The sequence below is a fragment of the Pseudomonas sp. S30_BP2TU TE3576 genome (assembly GCF_050436025.1).
Lineage (GTDB): Bacteria > Pseudomonadota > Gammaproteobacteria > Pseudomonadales > Pseudomonadaceae > Aquipseudomonas.
The window spans coordinates 3,799,489-3,814,958 of sequence record NZ_JBNDLK010000001.1; the positions used below are offsets into that span (position 1 = coordinate 3,799,489).

Consider the following 15,470-nt stretch of genomic DNA (forward strand, 5'->3'; position numbering starts at 1 on the left):
TTCAGCTCGGTCCATCCAGGGCCTGTGCACTGTTCAGGCGATCATCCGGGCCAGTCATCACTTCTTCCAGCAAGGTCCGCAGCAATGCCAGCGAAGCCTGCTGCCGTTGCACATCCCGACATACCAAACCGACTTTCAGCGGCACTCGTGGTTCGCTCAGGGGCTTCCATAGCAACTCGTAATTGCCATGAGTCTTTTGCGAGCGTCCGGGCAACACCGTCGCCAGGCGCGTGTGCGGCAGGCTGTCGAGAATCCCGGCCATGTTGTTCAGTTCGGCTTGCACCTGCGGGCGTCGTCCGAGGTTTGCCAGTTGTGCCTGCAAGATCTGCCTTATTTGAAATTCCTCGCCCAACAGCAACATCGGCAACTCGGCAGCCTGACTCATGGACACTTTCTTGAATTCACGCAGCGGATGTTTCGCCGGGATGACCAGGGTCAGTTCATCTTCGTACAGCATCACGCCATGCAAGCCAGGCTGACGAGGTGGCAGGTAGCTGATGCCAATATCCAGAGAGCCGTTGAGCAGTCGCCGCTCGATTTCCAGGCCGGTCAGTTCATAAATCTGCACCACCAGATGCGGCTGCGCCTTGCGCACCCGCTCGAGCATTTGCGGAACGAGGCTGGTATGCACGGTCTGCAACACACCAATGGCCAAGGTGCGCAACGCCTGACCCTTGAAGTTGCCGAGCGCTTCCCGCGCTCGTTGCAGACCATCGAGCAAAGGCTGGGCGTGGTTGTACAGCGTGTGGGCCGCGAGGGTCGGCAACAGGCGTTTGCTACTGCGTTCGAACAGGCTCACATCGAGGTTTTGCTCGAGGTGGCGGATTTGCTGGGACAGCGCCGGCTGAGAGATGGACAGGCGCTCGGCGGCCCGGCCCACGTGGCCTTCTTCATAGACCGCGACGAAATAACGCAGTTGCTTGAAATCCATAAGTATTACTTATCGAAAATGCTGGGAAATCGAAATGGCTGAATGCCTCGTCTGAGCCTAGTCTAACCGCATTCACAGGGCTTACAGGGCCACAGAGCGCGATGAATACCGTTTGCTTCGATGGTGTTTACATAGGTAAGGCAAAAAACCTCAAAAGAGGTTTTTTCAGTTGAATCTGTTCAGTCTGCGTCGCAGTCCTCCCAGCCTTGACGATCTGGTCATGGACGCCTCCCTGCCAACCCAAGGCAGTAACCTTTCCAGCGAGTACTTGATGCCCAGTGTCGAGCGGCCGAAACAGGTGTTTGTGCGTGGTCAGGGTTCATGGTTGTGGGACAGCGATGACCGTGCCTATCTGGATTTTTCCCAGGGAGGCGGGGCCAACAGCCTTGGTCACAGTCCTTCGGTACTGGTCAACGCAATCACCGCCCAGGCGCAATCGCTGATCAATCCGGGATTCGGCCTGCATAACCGCGGCATGCTCAGCCTCGCCGAGCAACTGTGTGCCAGCACTGGCAGTGATCAGGCTTACCTGCTCAATACCGGCAGCGAAGCCTGTGAGGCGGCGATCAAACTGGCGCGCAAATGGGGTCAGCAGCATCGCGGCGGTGCGTCGCGCATCATTGTCGCCAACAACGGTTGCCATGGTCGTAGCCTGGCGACGATTTCGGCGTCGGACAGTTCGGCATTGATCAACCGGTTCGAGCCGCAATTGCCGGGCTTCAGCCATGTTCCATTCAATGATCTGCCAGCGTTGCATGAGGCGGTCGATGAACGGACCGTAGCGATCATGCTCGAGCCGATCCAGAGCGAAGCCGGCGTGATCCCGGCCACCGCGCATTACCTCAAGGGCGTCGAACGCTTGTGTCGTGAACTCGGCATTTTGCTGATCTTCGACGAAGTGCAAACCGGCATCGGTCGTTGTGGCACCTTGCTCGCGGAGCAGTCTTACGGCGTAACGGCGGATATCGTCGTTCTCGGCAAAGGGCTGGGCGGCGGGGTGCCATTGGCCGCGTTGCTGGCGCGGGGCAAGGCTTGCTGTTTCGACACGGGCGAGATAACCGGCACTCATCACGGCAATGCGCTGATGACCGCTGCGGGACTTTCGGTGCTCGATACGGTGCGGGACAAGGGCTTCCTCAAACACGTCGCAGAAGCCGGTCAGCACCTGCGTGAAGGTTTGGGGCGTTTGGCCCATCGTTACGGTCACGGCGAGTTGCGCGGACAAGGGCTGCTCTGGGGACTGACGCTGTCGGACGATTCCGCCGGCGCGGTAGTCAAGGCCGCGCTCTACGAAGGCCTGCTGCTCAATGCCCCACAACCCGACTGCTTGCGTTTTACCCCTGCGCTTAATGTCAGCAACGCCAACATCGACGAAATGCTCCTGCGCCTGGCGCGCGCCTTCTCCCGAGTACGCACCGCGCAATTGCAGTGCCGCAAAGGGATCGCCGTCTGATCAGACGCGCCCTACACGTATTTCCGAACCGTCTCGCGGTAAAACGCACGCCTCACGCCTGATTCTTTTGGCGTGAGGCGTTTTTTTGTCTGCGAAATTCAATGAAGGGGCGGAGCTCTGGAGTAGAGGGACTGAACCCTGACAAACGGCACGGGTCGATTAGCTGTAGGGCTCGAACGAGTCGACCCCAATCAGGAGCTGCCCCATGGATTTTATTCGCATCATCATCGCCATCCTGTTGCCGCCACTGGGTGTGTTTCTGCAAGTAGGATTCGGTGGAGCGTTCTGGTTGAATATTCTGCTGACATTGTGCGGTTACATTCCGGGGATCGTGCATGCGGTGTACATCATCGCCAAGCGCTGAATTTCGCGGCGGTAGGTCGGCCCCCTTCGCGAGCAAGCCCGCTCCCACATTCAACCGAGTTCTCCCAAAGGAACGCGATTAATTGTGGGAGCGGGCTTGCCCGCGAAGGGGGCGCCATAATTTCAGCACTGTGCGCAGACCTCAGTCCACCTGCCCCATCACCCGCCGATAAAACAACCACTCCTGCTCCAGCGCATGGGCCTGATTACCGGCCTTGCGGAAACCGTGGCGTTCATCGGCGTAGTAATGCGCTTCGACCAGAATGTTGTTGTCCTGCAGCGCCGTGACCATATCGCGGGTCTGCTGCGGGACGACCACGGCATCCAGTTCTCCTTGAAAGAAGATCATCGGCACGCGGATGTTGTTTGCATGCAGCAGCGGTGTGCGAGCGGCGTAGCGTTCGGCATCCAGCAGCGGATCGCCGATCAACCAATCCAGATAGTCGCTTTCGAATTTGTGGGTCGCGCGCCCCAGCGCCACCGGGTCGCTGACCCCATACAGGCTGGCGCCGGCGCGGAACACGTTGTGAAAGGCCAAGGCGCAAAGGGTTGTGTAGCCGCCGGCGCTGCCCCCGCGGATGAAAGCCTTGTCGCCGTCGATCAAGCCGCGCTGGTTGAGGTAACTGACCACGGCGCAGGCGTCTTGCACATCAACATCGCCCCAACTCAGGTGCAGCGCCTGGCGATAGGCCCGGCCATAGCCGCTGCTGCCGCGATAGTTGAGGTCGGCCACGGCGAAGCCGCGCTGAGCCCAGAACTGGATGCGTGGATCGAGCATCGGGTAGCACGCCGACGTCGGGCCGCCATGGATGAACACCACCAATGGCGGTTTCTCCTCGCCGGTCATCGCCGGGTAGAAGAAGCCGTGTGCTTCGCCTGAACCACTCGGGTAGCGCAAGGTTTGCGGGCGGCTGATTTGTTCGGGAGGAAGGGGGGCAATGCCGCCGGCCAGTACTTTCACGTGCCGGCTCTGGCGGTCGATGGCGATGACTGCGGTTGAACTGACGGGCGACGCCGCGATGCAATAGATGAACTGCTCATCCACGGCAAGATGGCGGAAACGGCTGTAGTCGCCGGTAAAGTCTGCGCTGGAATCGCCGCATACGCCCAATCGGCCAAACCCATTTTCGGTCCAACTGGCCAGATAACTATTGTCGCCCAGCGGCAACCAGGTGCTGCCACCGAGTTGCCAGGGCGCGGGGCCATGGTCGGCGGCGGCACTCGGCAATGGCTCCAGGCCTTTGTCAGATTCCATCCAGGGCTGCCAGTACCCCGCGCGATCCGTCAGGCAATACAAGCGACCGCCGGCATCAAACCGCGGTTGTTGCACCGACTCTTGAGCGTCGTTACCCGCCACACAACGAGCCTTGGCAAAATCGCCATTGGCCTGGCGTTCGGCAACCATCAAACGAGTCGCTGTCCATGGCTGATCCGGGTGATCCCATTCGATCCAGGCCAGACGCCGGGCATCAGGACTCAGCGTCGGCGCGGCGTAAAAATCAGCACCTTCGGCCAGCAGGTGACGTGCGCCATCCAGCAGATCGATTGCCACCAGTCGGTGTTGATCGCGACGCTCCTCGACGGCCAGCACCTGCCCATTGGCGAACTGTAAATCGCCATAACGGCACACACCAAACGTCAGCCTTTCGGGCGATTCGCCTTGCAGTGCTTGCCGATACAGCTGCTGATCCGCCTCGTTGACGAAAACGATACCGTTGTCAGTCAGACAAAACGCTCCGCCGCCATATTCGTACACCCGGCTGCGCGCGCTGAACTCCGGCGGCGTCAGACATTTCGCTGCACCGTGGTGCCAATGCCAGATCCGGCACGCCGCGTCTTCAGGGCGGTACTCGTTCCAGAACAGGCCCTGTTGACCGACCTGCAATTCGGCAAAGTCGATACCGGCGGCTACGGCTTTGGCAGCGCTGAAAGGTTCAGCTTTTGGCGATGAGGCGTGAATTTCGTTCATTGCGAAAGGCCAGTTGGTCGATGGTCTGGGTTGCGTGTTCGGCTTCTTCGCGAGCCTTGAGGATCACGCCGTGTTGTGGCGACTTGCTGCACACCGGGTCGGCGTTGCTGGCATCACCGGTGAGCATGAACGCCTGGCAGCGGCAGCCGCCGAAGTCTTTTTTTTTCTCGTCGCAGGAGCGGCACGGTTCGGGCATCCAGTCGTAACCACGAAAGCGATTGAAGCCGAACGAGTCGTACCAGATGTGCTGCATGCTGTGCTCGCGCACGTTGGGAAACTGCACCGGCATCTGTCGGGCACCGTGACAGGGAAGGGCGGTTCCGTCTGGCGTGACCGTCAGAAAAATACTGCCCCAGCCATTCATGCAGGCTTTCGGGCGTTCTTCGTAATAGTCCGGGGTGACGAAAATCAGCTTGCATGGATGCCCTTGGGCTTCCAGTTTGGCGCGGTATTCATTGGTGATGCGTTCGGCGCGCACCAGTTGCTCCCGGGTCGGTAATAGCCCGACGCGATTGAGTTGCGCCCAGCCGTAGAACTGGCAAGTGGCGAGCTCGACGAAGTCCGCTTCCAGTGCGATGCACAGCTCGATGATGCGGTCGATCTGGTCGATGTTGTGCCGATGGGTCACGAAGTTCAGCACCATCGGATAACCGTGGGCCTTCACCGCCCGGGCCATTTCCAGTTTTTGCGCAAAGGCCTTTTTCGAACCGGCCAGCAGATTGTTCACCTGCTCGTCGCTGGCCTGGAAACTGATCTGGATATGATCGAGGCCGGCCTTCTTGAAGTCGCTGATTTTCTGCTCGGTCAGGCCGATGCCGGAGGTGATCAGGTTGGTGTAGAAACCCAGTTTGCGGGCTTCAGTAATCAACTCGGCGAGGTCCTGACGCACCAGCGGTTCACCACCGGAAAACCCCAGCTGCGCCGCACCCATTTCCCGCGCTTCGCGGAACACCTTGATCCACTGTTCGGTGCTCAGCTCTTTGCCTTGCTCGGCGAAATCCAGCGGATTGGAGCAGTACGGGCATTGCAGCGGACAGCGATAGGTCAGCTCGGCCAGCAGCCACAGTGGCAGACCGACTTCCGGTTTGGGCGGTACTTGCACTGAAGAATCAGGCAAGTTCGATCCAGTGCTGCGCACGGGCAACCTCCATGAATTGCTCAATGTCGTCACCGAGCTCGGGCACGCCGGGGAACTGTTGGTCGAGTTCGGCGATGATCGCCGCGACATCCCGTTCACCGTCAATCAAGCCACCGATCAGTGCGGCACTTTCGTTGAGTTTGATCATGCCTTCCGGGTACAGCAGCACGTGGCCTTTCTGCGCCGGTTCGTACTGGAAGCGGTAGCCGGGACGCCAGGTCGGGGTCTTGCTGCGATCGAAACTCATAAGGTGATTCCTTTGTGCCAGACTCGCTCCCCGGTCACGCTGTGATACGGCGGGCGATTCAGTTCGTAGGCCATGCTCATGGCATCGAGCATGCTCCAAAGAATGTCCAGTTTGAACTGGAGAATTTCCAGCATGCGCTCCTGGCCTTCCCGGGTCTTGTAGTGCTCAAGCGTGATCGCCAGACCATGCTCGACATCACGCCGTGCCTGGCGCAGGCGCGTGCGGAAATACTCGTATCCGGCCGGGTCGATCCACGGGTAATGCCGGGGCCAACTGTCCAGGCGCGATTGGTGGATTTGCGGGGCGAACAGCTCGGTCAGGGAGCTGCTGGCGGCCTCCTGCCAACTGGCGCGGCGGGCGAAGTTGACGTAGGCGTCCACGGCGAAGCGCACGCCGGGCAGCACCAGTTCCTGGGAGCGCAGCTGGTCCGGGTCGAGGCCTACGGCCTGGCCCAGACGCAGCCAGGCTTCGATGCCGCCGTCTTCACCGGGCGCGCCGTCGTGGTCCAGCAGGCGTTGAATCCACTCGCGGCGGATCTCGCGGTCAGGGCAGTTGGCGAGGATCGCGGCGTCCTTCAGCGGAATGTTCACCTGATAGTAAAAGCGGTTGGCGACCCAGCCCTGAATCTGTTCGCGGGTGGCGCGGCCTTCGTACATCGCCACGTGGTAGGGGTGATGGATGTGGTAGTAGGCGCCCTTGGCGCGCAGGGCCGCTTCGAATTCGGCGGGGGACATCGGGGTGTCGGTCATTGCGGTTCTCCGGTGCACAACCGTTGAAATCTTTGGTGTCTGGTCGGACGCCTTCGCGGGCAAGCCCGCTCCCACATTGGATTTGTGGCGTACACAATCCCTGTGGGAGCGGGCTTGCCCGCGAAGGGGCCCTCCGCTACAGCACAATACTCATGCCGTCATACGCCACTTCAACCTGGCGCCGATCCAGCTCCGCCCGTTCCGGCGAATCTTCATCGAGAATCGGGTTGGTGTTGTTGATGTGGATAAGCACCTTGCGCTGCGTGGGCAGTTGTTCCAGCACTTCGAGCATGCCGCCGGGGCCGTTTTGTGCCAGGTGGCCCATCTCGTGCCCGGTGCGGGTGCCGACGCCACGACGCTGCATTTCATCGTCGTCCCACAACGTGCCATCCACCAACAGGCAATCGCTACCGGCCATGATTTCCAGGAGCGGTGCATCAATCTTGCCCAACCCCGGTGCGTAGAACAGTTTGCCGCCAGTGTTGAGGTCTTCGACGATCAGGCCGATGTTGTCGCCCGGATGCGGGTCGAAGCGGTGCGGCGAGTACGGCGGCGCGGCACTGCGCAAAGGCAGCGGGGTGAAGCGCAGGTTCGGGCAGGCGGGGATGGTGAAGCCTTTATCGAGCTCGATCCGGTTCCAGTTCAGCCCGCCGTTCCAGTGGGTCAGCATGTTGAACAGCGGAAAGCCGCTGCTCAGGTCTTCGTGGACCATGTCGGTGCACCAGACCTGATGCGGGCAACCCTCGCGCAGCATGAGCAGGCCGGTGGTGTGATCGATCTGGCTGTCCATCAGGATGATCGCGCCGATCCCGGTATCGCGCAGGGCGCGGCCAGGCTGCATCGGGGCGAAGCTCTGGAGTTGGGCGCGAATGTCCGGGGAGGTGTTGCACAGCACCCAGTTCAAGCCGTCATCGGAAATCGCGATGGACGATTGCGTCCGCGCCTTGGCCCGCAGGCTGCCGTTGCGAAAGCCTGCGCAGTTCACGCAGTTGCAGTTCCACTGGGGGAAGCCGCCGCCGGCAGCGGAACCTAGAATCTGGACAAACATGGACGCTCCATCATTTCAACGCTGAAAATAAAACGCCTCGGATAACCGAGGCGTTGTGCTGCACATCTACCAAGGTAGAGATTAGCGGCTTGCGAAGTACATGGTGACTTCAAAGCCGATACGCAGGTCGGTGTAGGCAGGTTTGGTCCAAGCCATAAATTGAACTCCTTCAGGTAGGGTGGGACAGCGCTATCTATAGATATAGTCCACCTCAAGTCAGAGATGTTCCAGATAGTTAGGTGGCTATGTTACTCAAAATTTCAAAGAGATTGCCCGTGAAACTTTGAGAAAGCTCCTTACCGCCCCGGTAATGATCATTTTGTCGCTTGCCATGGCTCACCCGGGCTAACCGCGCTGGACAAGCAGCGCCAGCCACCCTCGGCCTGATTCAGGCGCCGGGTCGCAGCCAATAGCGCGGCCGGGTCGATCTGCAAAATGGCCTCGGGTAATTGCGCCAGATAATCCGACGAGCGGCCGGCCAGTTTGCCCTGCCAGAGCAATTCGGCCGCTTGGGCCATGGTGAGCGTGGCGCTGGAAAACTGATCCGCCAGGGCCTGGCGTTGAGCGGTGAAGGTGGTGTCGTCGAGCGCGTTGATCAGTTCCGGCAATCGATTCAGGAACTGCTCGATGTGTTGCAGCAGGTCCATCGGCGCAACGCTTGGCGATTGCACACCAAACAGCAACCCGGTTTGCCCGTGAATCTGCCGCAGGGCGCTGAACACCGCATAGCCGAGTTGCAGCTCCACCCGCAGGCGCTGGTAGAACGGCGTCTGACAGACGTGCGCGAGCAAACGCCACGCGGCTTCGTCGGCCATTTCCTGGGTGGCTGTCGGACAGAACAGCAGCAGCGCGTGCTCGCTGGAGGCGGTATCGACATTGCTCCACAGACGTTGTGAATGGATCGAAGCTGGCGCCGTCAGTTGATTGTCCGGCGTGCCGGGTATACGGCTCAAAGCCAATCCCATGGCCGCTTGAGTCTGAGCCGATAACCCGATGGCCAGCCCGTCCCAGCGCGCACTCGACCAGAGTTGCTGCACGTCATCCGAGTTCGCGGTGTGCCCAAGGCAGTGATCGGGCAATGCTTTGAGCAGTTGTCGAATCGGCATTAACGCAACGCTCGTCGATTCTGATGGTGAGACAGCGGCATCAGGTTTTGTCAGTTCTTTCAGCGCATGCTCCAGGACGGTGGGCATCGGCTCCTGTAGCCCGTTCAGTTTCAGCAGCCATTCGTTGCCCGACGCACTGAAGGAAAAGTCCACGCCGGCCTGATGCGCGTCTTCTCGTAACGCAAGCAGGTGATTTTCCAGCCGTGTTTGAAGGTTGCCGCCGGGAGTCGAGTCCAGGCGCCAGCGCAGATAAATCGCACCTTCGGCACCGTTGTCCGGGAATGCCTGGCTGAATTGCATTGGCGAACGTTCACGACGGCTGCGCGAGCGATCCTGGGCAAAAGTGCGCAGGCCTCGATGGGCGCTGGTCTGGCCGCGAATTAATCCGGCGTTGGGTGCCGGTGCTTCGCTGCGCAGGAAAGGATTGGGGGCGGGCAATTGCCATGGGCCACTGAAGTTATCCACAGCTCCGATTTGTTGGAGGATTTGCTTGAGGGCTGTAACGCCCTGCTCTGGCAACCCGGCTTCGCGCTGTTCGCTGTCCAGCCGGGCCAGTTGCAAGGCACTGCTGACTTGCTGCTGGCGCTGGAGCAGGGTTGCGTATTCTTCGCGCAATCGGTTCCAGTCTTGTTTGGCAAAAAAACCGAGCCAGTCCATCAGGCGTTCACGGATGCCTGTTGCCGAGGCCGCGGCGGGCAGGGTGAATTCGATATGCAGCAAGGCTTGCCCGGCGAACTGGTACAGCGGTTGAGCTTTCAGGTTATCGGCCAGCCCGCGCTCGCGCAGGTCTGCCAGCAGGCCGCCGGGCCTTGCCAGATTCAGCCAGTGGCACAGGAACGCCAGCGCTTGCGCAGAGAAATCGGGCAGTGCCTGGAGGGCAAACAGCAGGTCCAGTCTTCGCTCGCCAGCCTGTTGATAACGGTTGGCCGACGCATCCATCAGCGGCACCGGGGGGTGTTGAGTGATTGTTTGGCCTTTGGCAATGACGCTGCCAAAGGCTTCGGCCATCGCCTTCAATTCATCGAGGCTCTGCGGCCCGACCAGGCTCAGGGTCATTTGCCCGGTCTGGTAAAACCGCTGATAAAAATCCTGCAGCGCCTGCTGAAACTCGGGTTGCTGCAGCGGCAGGCTGTCGCGATTGCCGGCATGAAAACCCCGCAATGGATGAGCCTCACCAAGCCCGTTGAACAAAGAAAACTGCTGCTGCGCTGCAGCATCCTGCGACCAGGCGACAAATTCCGCCTGCAACACTTCGCGCTCCCGCTGCTGATCGTCCGGATTCATACGCGGATGGGCGAGCATGTCTGACAGACGCTCCAGCCCACCGGCAAACGCCTGGGGTGGCAGTTCGAAAAAGTAGTCCGTGGTGCGTTCGCTGGTTCGCGCGTTTATCTGGCCGCCATGACTCTGGACGTAGGCCATTAACCCTTGCCCGGCAGGAAAACGCTCAGTCCCCAGAAACAGCAGGTGCTCAAGAAAATGCGCCAGGCCGGGCCACGCCAGCGGCACATCATGGCTGCCTGCGGCGACCCGCAACGCTGCTGCGCAACGCTTCAAATTCGGGGCATGACGCAGCGTCACCCGCAAGCCGTTGGCCAGGGTTTCAGTGTGGGGGCGAGGGTGATTCAGCGCGGGCATGGGCACTTCCAGAACAGTGAAGTGCCAATGCTAGCGGATTAGGACTTGTTCAGCTCGCCGTAAAGCTCGGGACGACGATCGATCAGGTAGCGATTGGCGGCACGGGAATCGACCATCAACTGTCGATCCAGCTCACCGACAATCAGCGATTCATCCAGTCCCGCCTGAGCGATACGGCTGCCATCCGGCGCAGCAATGCTGCTCTGGCCGCAATAGTGGATGTCGCCTTCATCGCCACAGTAGTTGGCGTAAGCCACATAGCATTGGTTTTCGAAGGCGCGGGAACGCACGGTGACATCGGCGACGAAATCGAACGGAATCATGTTCGCGGTCGGCACCAGAATCAGCTCGGCACCGCCCAGGGCCAGGCGTCGGGCGTTTTCCGGAAATTCCAGGTCGTAGCAGATCAGGAAGCCGAGTTTCCAGCCGTTGAGCTCAACGATGGGAAACTCGTCCGCGCCAGCGCTGAACATCGAGTGATCGAGGTCGCCGAACAAGTGTGTCTTGCGGTAGTTGCACACGCGCTCGCCATTGGCGTCGATCAACTGCACGGCGTTGTAGATCTGCCCGTCGGCGGTGCGCTCGGGATAGCCATACAAAATAGCGATCCCGGCAGCCTTGGCAATGCGCGCGATCTGCTGCGCCGACTCACCGTTATGCACCTCTGCCAGCACGCTGACGGCATCGACGCCGATGTTGTAGCCGGTCAGGAACATCTCCGGCAGTACCAGCAAATCGGCGCCTTTTGCCTCCAGTGCCAGTTGTTGCAGGCGTTGCAGGTTGCCGGCGACATCCAGCGGCAACGGTGGACATTGGTAAAGGGCTACGCGCATCTCGGATTCCTCTTACTCGGGCAGGGCGATCGGTCCGATCTCGTTGAACACATCTCCTGGACCCGGATTCTCGGCATGAGTTGCACCGCCGAAGTGTTTCATGATCCCCCACACTGCGTTGAGCGAGGTCTGTACTGCGCCTTCAACCCAGGCTGGCGTCCACGAAACGTCGTCACCGGCAATGAAAATCCCGCGCTGCTCGGCTGGCATGTCGTCCTGCATGAAGTGCGCGTACATGCGCTGGTTGTAGCGGTAGTGGCCGGGCAGGGCGCCTTTGAACGCGCCGAGGAAATGCGGGTCGGCTTCCCAGGACACGGTGATCGGGTCGCCGATGATCCGTGCGGCAATGTCGACTTTCGGGTAGATCTTTTTCAGTGCATCCAGCGCCAGTTTCACGCGTTTTTCCACCGGCTGCGGGAGCATTTTCAGCGCGTCGCTCATCCACGAGTACGACAGGCAAATCACACCTGGCTTGTCGTCGCCGTTGTCGAATAGGTAGGTGCCACGGGTCAGGCGATCGGTGAGGGTCATGCTCATCAGGTCGCGGCCGGTTTCCGGATCCTTGTCCTTCCAGAACGGGCGGTCGACCATCACGAAGGTTTTCGACGATTGCATGTAGCGGGTGCGGTCCAGGGCCATCCACATCTTTTGCGAGAACAGGGTTTCGTCGCATTCGATCTGGGTGGTCAGCAACCAGCTCTGGCAGGTGGTCAGTACCGCGGCGTATTCGCGGGTGTCGCCCCAGTTGTCGGTGACGGCGAAACGGCCACCTGGTGCATGGGCAATCTTCTTCACGCCAGTGCGTGGTGCGCCGTTGTGCAGGGAGCTGAGGCTGGTGCCTTTGGGCCAGTGCGCGCAACGCTCCGGCACATGGCGCCAGATGCCTTGCGGCACCTGTTCCACGCCGCCGACCACCAGATGCTGGTGATCGTCGCAGTTGGTCATCACCACACGGAAGATTTCCAGCATTGAGTTAGGGAAGTCCGAGTCCCAGCCGCCGGTGCCGAAACCGACCTGGCCGAACACTTCGCGGTGATGGAACGAGAGCTTGGCGAACGCCTTGGAGGTGGCGACGAAGTCGTAGAAAGTGCGGTCGTCCCACAACGGCACCAGGGTGTTCCACAGTTCTTTGAGGCGCGGCACGTCGCGGTCGCGAATGGCTTGCTGGATATCCGAGAACTGCGAACCGGCTTCCAGGGCATCGGCCCACGCGTCAGCCACTTCCTGGAACAGTGCGGGAAGATCCGACAGCTTCTGTGCGTAATGAGTCTGGCCTTCGAGGTCGATCACCGTGCTGCCCGATGCGGGGGTCAGCGGGTTGGGGAACGGCTTGGTTTCCAGGCCGAGCTTGTCGACGTAGTGATAAAACGCGGTAGAGGACACCGGAAAACGCATGCCACCGAGCTCAGCCACAATGCCTTCGGCGCCGTTGAATGCCTGGGAGCGCAGACGGCCACCCATTTTCGAGGCTTCGTAGACGACCGGTTTCAGCCCCAGCTTCATCAACTCATACGCGGCCACCAGGCCGGCTATCCCGCCACCGACAATCGCCACTTCGGCACCATGATTGTGCTCGGGAATGCTGCCCAGGCCAGCCGGGTGCTCGATCCAGTCGTCGAAGGCGAAGGGAAAGTCCGGACCGAAAATGGTGATTGGTTTCTTACCGTCTGCGGGATGGCGATTGTTCTTGTTCATGGCTGACCTTGCTGGCGACCCGACGCGGAATGCGCATCTGAGTATAGGAAAAGATGCCAGCCATTCTAGAGAGCACAGAACACGTTAATAAGACGCAAAGTGTCGTCGTTTTGCCATTTTTTTGGTCAATATGACGTATTGTTGAATCAGAGTGACAATCAGATCCCCTGTAGGAGCGAGCCTGCTCGCGATGGCGTCAGCTCAGACACCCATGAAACCTGAACTGGAATGTCAAACCGGCTGCCCCCGATCAATCTTGCTGCTCAAGATGATCGAGGTCGTGGTCTTCTCCACCCCGTCCACACTGCCAATCTGATCCAGCAACTGATCCAGCTGCTCCGGCGAATCGGTGCGCAACCACGCCACATAATCAAATTCGCCACTCACCGCACACAACTGCTGCACCTGCGCCATCGCGCTCAGCCGTCGCAGCACCTCCTTGCCGGAACGCGGTTGCACAGTGATCCCGACATACGCCTGCAACCCGCCATCCACCACTCGCTGACCGAGGCGCACGCCGTAACCGGTGATCACTTTGGCTTTTTCCAGCCGCGCCAGGCGTGAAGTAACGGTGGTGCGGGCGATGCCCAGTTGCCGGGCCAGCATGGCCACGCTCTCGCGGGCGTTGATTTGCAGGGCGGCAATCAACTGGCGGTCGATTTCATCGAGGACAGGTGGGCGAGTGTCAGGCAAAGGGTTATCTCCATTGGCGCGAATCAATGGTGCAGCATGTTACAGGCTCGTTCGATGGGGCGCTTGTGGTCGTCGAGCGGACGGATTGCGCGGCTTTTTTGCTGTTGAATGGCCGAAAGAGGGTGTGCGCAATTCGGCTAGGATTAATGCAGTCGAGGGTGCGAGGGAAGGACATGACGACGAAACTGCCTGCCGCTGTACGGGACCGTGCATTGCAGATCGCCCATCACGAAATGGGCCACTACGTTGTGGCCAGAGCCCTGGGGTTCGAAACGGGGGGTGTGCACCTGACGGTGACCATGGATTTGAGGCATCAAGGTGGGGCGTCCATCAGCTTGGCGCGTTCGATTTTTTCGATAGAAGCCATGAAGGAACATCTGGAAGCCCGGATGATGGTCCTTTTGGCGGGTGCGATGGCGCAGACACTCCCTTCAAAACATACCGCCGTGAAACGCGTCGATAAATCGAAAGCCACAGCCATCCTCAAAGGTGAACAGGGGGCGGAACAGGATTACGCAAAAATCAGGGAGCTTCAGCATCTGCTGCGCAACCTCGCCTACCCGGATACCGATCCCACGTCGTCTGAACGAATAGCGGCGCAGCTTAAAGCGATGATGGAACGGGTGTGGGACCGGACTCAAAAAATCATAGAGGATCAGGCCGAAACGATTGCCGAATTGGCTGCGGCGCTAGTGGACAGCATGGCTCTCGTGGAGCAGTGGGGGCGGGCGGCGGATACGTATGAGGTCGTGTTGACGGGGCAAATGCTGGAGCGGCTGCGGGCAGTGCAGGCCATACCTTCGCTGGGTGTTTGGGCTGAAAGCCGCAGTGATGCCGTTCAGCACTGGAAATAACGTAGGGAGAAGAGTCGAAGAGGCTGGCTCTATCGGTCCCAAAAAGGGAACGCTCGGTTCCTTTTTGGGAATTTTCAACTCTGCCGTGATTATGCGTTTTTCGATGGGGCTGCTTCCTTTCTCGATTGAACAGGCCGCCGCGTCAGCACCTTCACCACATCATCAATCACCGCTTTGCTCATCGTCGTCAGGTAATGCGCGGCCCAGGCGTGGCGGTCGGAGTCTTGGGCGTAGGCGGCGTCGACGGTCAGGGACTTGGCGAGGTATAGCAGGTCGGAGGCTTGGGTGAGGGCGTCGGCGATGGGGACGTCGCGGCAGACGTGGAATAGCGGTTGATTCGAGAGATACAGGAAGGGGGTGAATCCGACGGTTTTTAGTTCTGAAGGATCGGACGAGATGGGTTTGGTCATGATGTAACTCCTTAATCCAAGGAGCCGCCACGTTCGTTTCCAAGCGAATGGGTTGCAGCTGTACGCAGGTTGGAAAACCGGGGATCAAGGAAACCGGCACGCCCGAAAGCGTCCCACGCACAGCTGCCATAACACATATTTCGAAGTCGTAAAAACGACTGGAATTGTGGCAGGGATACTGTTGCGATTTGATCCGACGGGTTTCCAAGCCCGATCGCTGAATGGTCAGCGACAGCCGGAGACTATCCCGTCAAAGAAAAGCGCAACAAGGCGGCAAAGTGCCCAAAAGCAAGATTCGGAGTTTGCCTACAAGGTCCTAAGGCGTCATCCGATATTTCGACAC

At 59.8% G+C, this 15,470-nt stretch carries 15 protein-coding genes; 3 read left to right on the top strand and 12 right to left on the bottom strand.

Annotated elements, in window-relative coordinates; genetic code table 11:
• Position 1: 1 nt before the first annotated feature.
• Positions 2-931 (bottom strand): LysR family transcriptional regulator, encoded by a 930-nt coding sequence (locus ABIA48_RS17235; protein WP_429490189.1) that lies wholly within the window; start codon positions 929-931, stop codon positions 2-4.
• 169 nt (positions 932-1,100) lie between these two features.
• Here ABIA48_RS17235 and ABIA48_RS17240 point away from each other — a divergent pair, with 169 nt between their 5' ends.
• Together ABIA48_RS17240 and ABIA48_RS17245 are read left to right on the top strand one after the other, a co-directional pair.
• The gene (locus tag ABIA48_RS17240) at positions 1,101-2,384 is read left to right on the top strand and encodes an aspartate aminotransferase family protein (protein WP_429490190.1); all 1,284 of its coding nucleotides are present in this window, start codon (positions 1,101-1,103) and stop codon (positions 2,382-2,384) included.
• A gap of 205 nt (positions 2,385-2,589) precedes the next feature.
• Positions 2,590-2,748, top strand: coding sequence for a YqaE/Pmp3 family membrane protein (locus ABIA48_RS17245; RefSeq protein ID WP_003228885.1), 159 nt, complete (start codon positions 2,590-2,592; stop codon positions 2,746-2,748).
• 141 nt (positions 2,749-2,889) lie between these two features.
• Here the strand turns inward: ABIA48_RS17245 and ABIA48_RS17250 are convergent, their stop codons facing one another.
• From ABIA48_RS17250 to ABIA48_RS17295, 10 genes are all read right to left on the bottom strand, one after another.
• Positions 2,890-4,716, bottom strand: a complete 1,827-nt coding sequence (locus ABIA48_RS17250) for a S9 family peptidase (protein WP_429490192.1) — start codon at positions 4,714-4,716, stop codon at positions 2,890-2,892.
• Positions 4,682-5,854, bottom strand: a complete 1,173-nt coding sequence (pqqE, locus tag ABIA48_RS17255; protein WP_429490193.1) for a pyrroloquinoline quinone biosynthesis protein PqqE — start codon at positions 5,852-5,854, stop codon at positions 4,682-4,684. The genes ABIA48_RS17250 and pqqE overlap by 35 nt, the downstream gene beginning before the upstream one ends.
• Positions 5,826-6,101: a pyrroloquinoline quinone biosynthesis peptide chaperone PqqD gene (gene pqqD, locus ABIA48_RS17260; RefSeq protein WP_008051583.1), complete on the bottom strand. Its 276-nt coding sequence runs from the start codon at positions 6,099-6,101 to the stop codon at positions 5,826-5,828. The genes pqqE and pqqD overlap by 29 nt, the downstream gene beginning before the upstream one ends.
• Positions 6,098-6,850, bottom strand: coding sequence for a pyrroloquinoline-quinone synthase PqqC (gene pqqC / locus ABIA48_RS17265; RefSeq protein WP_429488640.1), 753 nt, complete (start codon positions 6,848-6,850; stop codon positions 6,098-6,100). Before pqqC ends, pqqD begins: the two co-directional genes overlap by 4 nt.
• Positions 6,851-6,986: 136 nt before the next feature.
• On the bottom strand, positions 6,987-7,898 hold the full coding sequence (gene pqqB, locus ABIA48_RS17270) for a pyrroloquinoline quinone biosynthesis protein PqqB (protein ID WP_429490195.1): 912 nt from the start codon (positions 7,896-7,898) through the stop codon (positions 6,987-6,989).
• 81 nt (positions 7,899-7,979) lie between these two features.
• On the bottom strand, positions 7,980-8,054 hold the full coding sequence (pqqA, locus tag ABIA48_RS17275) for a pyrroloquinoline quinone precursor peptide PqqA (RefSeq protein WP_003444522.1): 75 nt from the start codon (positions 8,052-8,054) through the stop codon (positions 7,980-7,982).
• A 158-nt stretch (positions 8,055-8,212) separates the two neighbouring features.
• A complete protein-coding gene (pqqF, locus tag ABIA48_RS17280) occupies positions 8,213-10,642 on the bottom strand; it encodes a pyrroloquinoline quinone biosynthesis protein PqqF (protein WP_429490197.1) in 2,430 nt (809 codons plus the stop codon).
• A gap of 38 nt (positions 10,643-10,680) precedes the next feature.
• On the bottom strand, positions 10,681-11,475 hold the full coding sequence (locus ABIA48_RS17285; protein WP_429490199.1) for a carbon-nitrogen hydrolase family protein: 795 nt from the start codon (positions 11,473-11,475) through the stop codon (positions 10,681-10,683).
• Between the two features lie 12 nt (positions 11,476-11,487).
• Positions 11,488-13,170, bottom strand: a complete 1,683-nt coding sequence (locus ABIA48_RS17290; RefSeq protein ID WP_429490201.1) for a flavin monoamine oxidase family protein — start codon at positions 13,168-13,170, stop codon at positions 11,488-11,490.
• Positions 13,171-13,401: 231 nt separating this feature from the next.
• Complete coding sequence (locus ABIA48_RS17295; RefSeq protein ID WP_007980298.1) at positions 13,402-13,863, bottom strand: Lrp/AsnC family transcriptional regulator; 462 nt, start codon at positions 13,861-13,863, stop codon at positions 13,402-13,404.
• Positions 13,864-14,036: 173 nt separating this feature from the next.
• On the opposite strand from ABIA48_RS17295, the gene ABIA48_RS17300 reads away from it, so the two are divergent.
• Complete coding sequence (locus tag ABIA48_RS17300) at positions 14,037-14,717, top strand: peptidase M41 (protein ID WP_429490203.1); 681 nt, start codon at positions 14,037-14,039, stop codon at positions 14,715-14,717.
• An 89-nt stretch (positions 14,718-14,806) separates the two neighbouring features.
• Here the strand turns inward: ABIA48_RS17300 and ABIA48_RS17305 are convergent, their stop codons facing one another.
• On the bottom strand, positions 14,807-15,127 hold the full coding sequence (locus ABIA48_RS17305) for a DUF3077 domain-containing protein (RefSeq protein WP_429490204.1): 321 nt from the start codon (positions 15,125-15,127) through the stop codon (positions 14,807-14,809).
• Positions 15,128-15,470 lie beyond the last annotated feature (343 nt).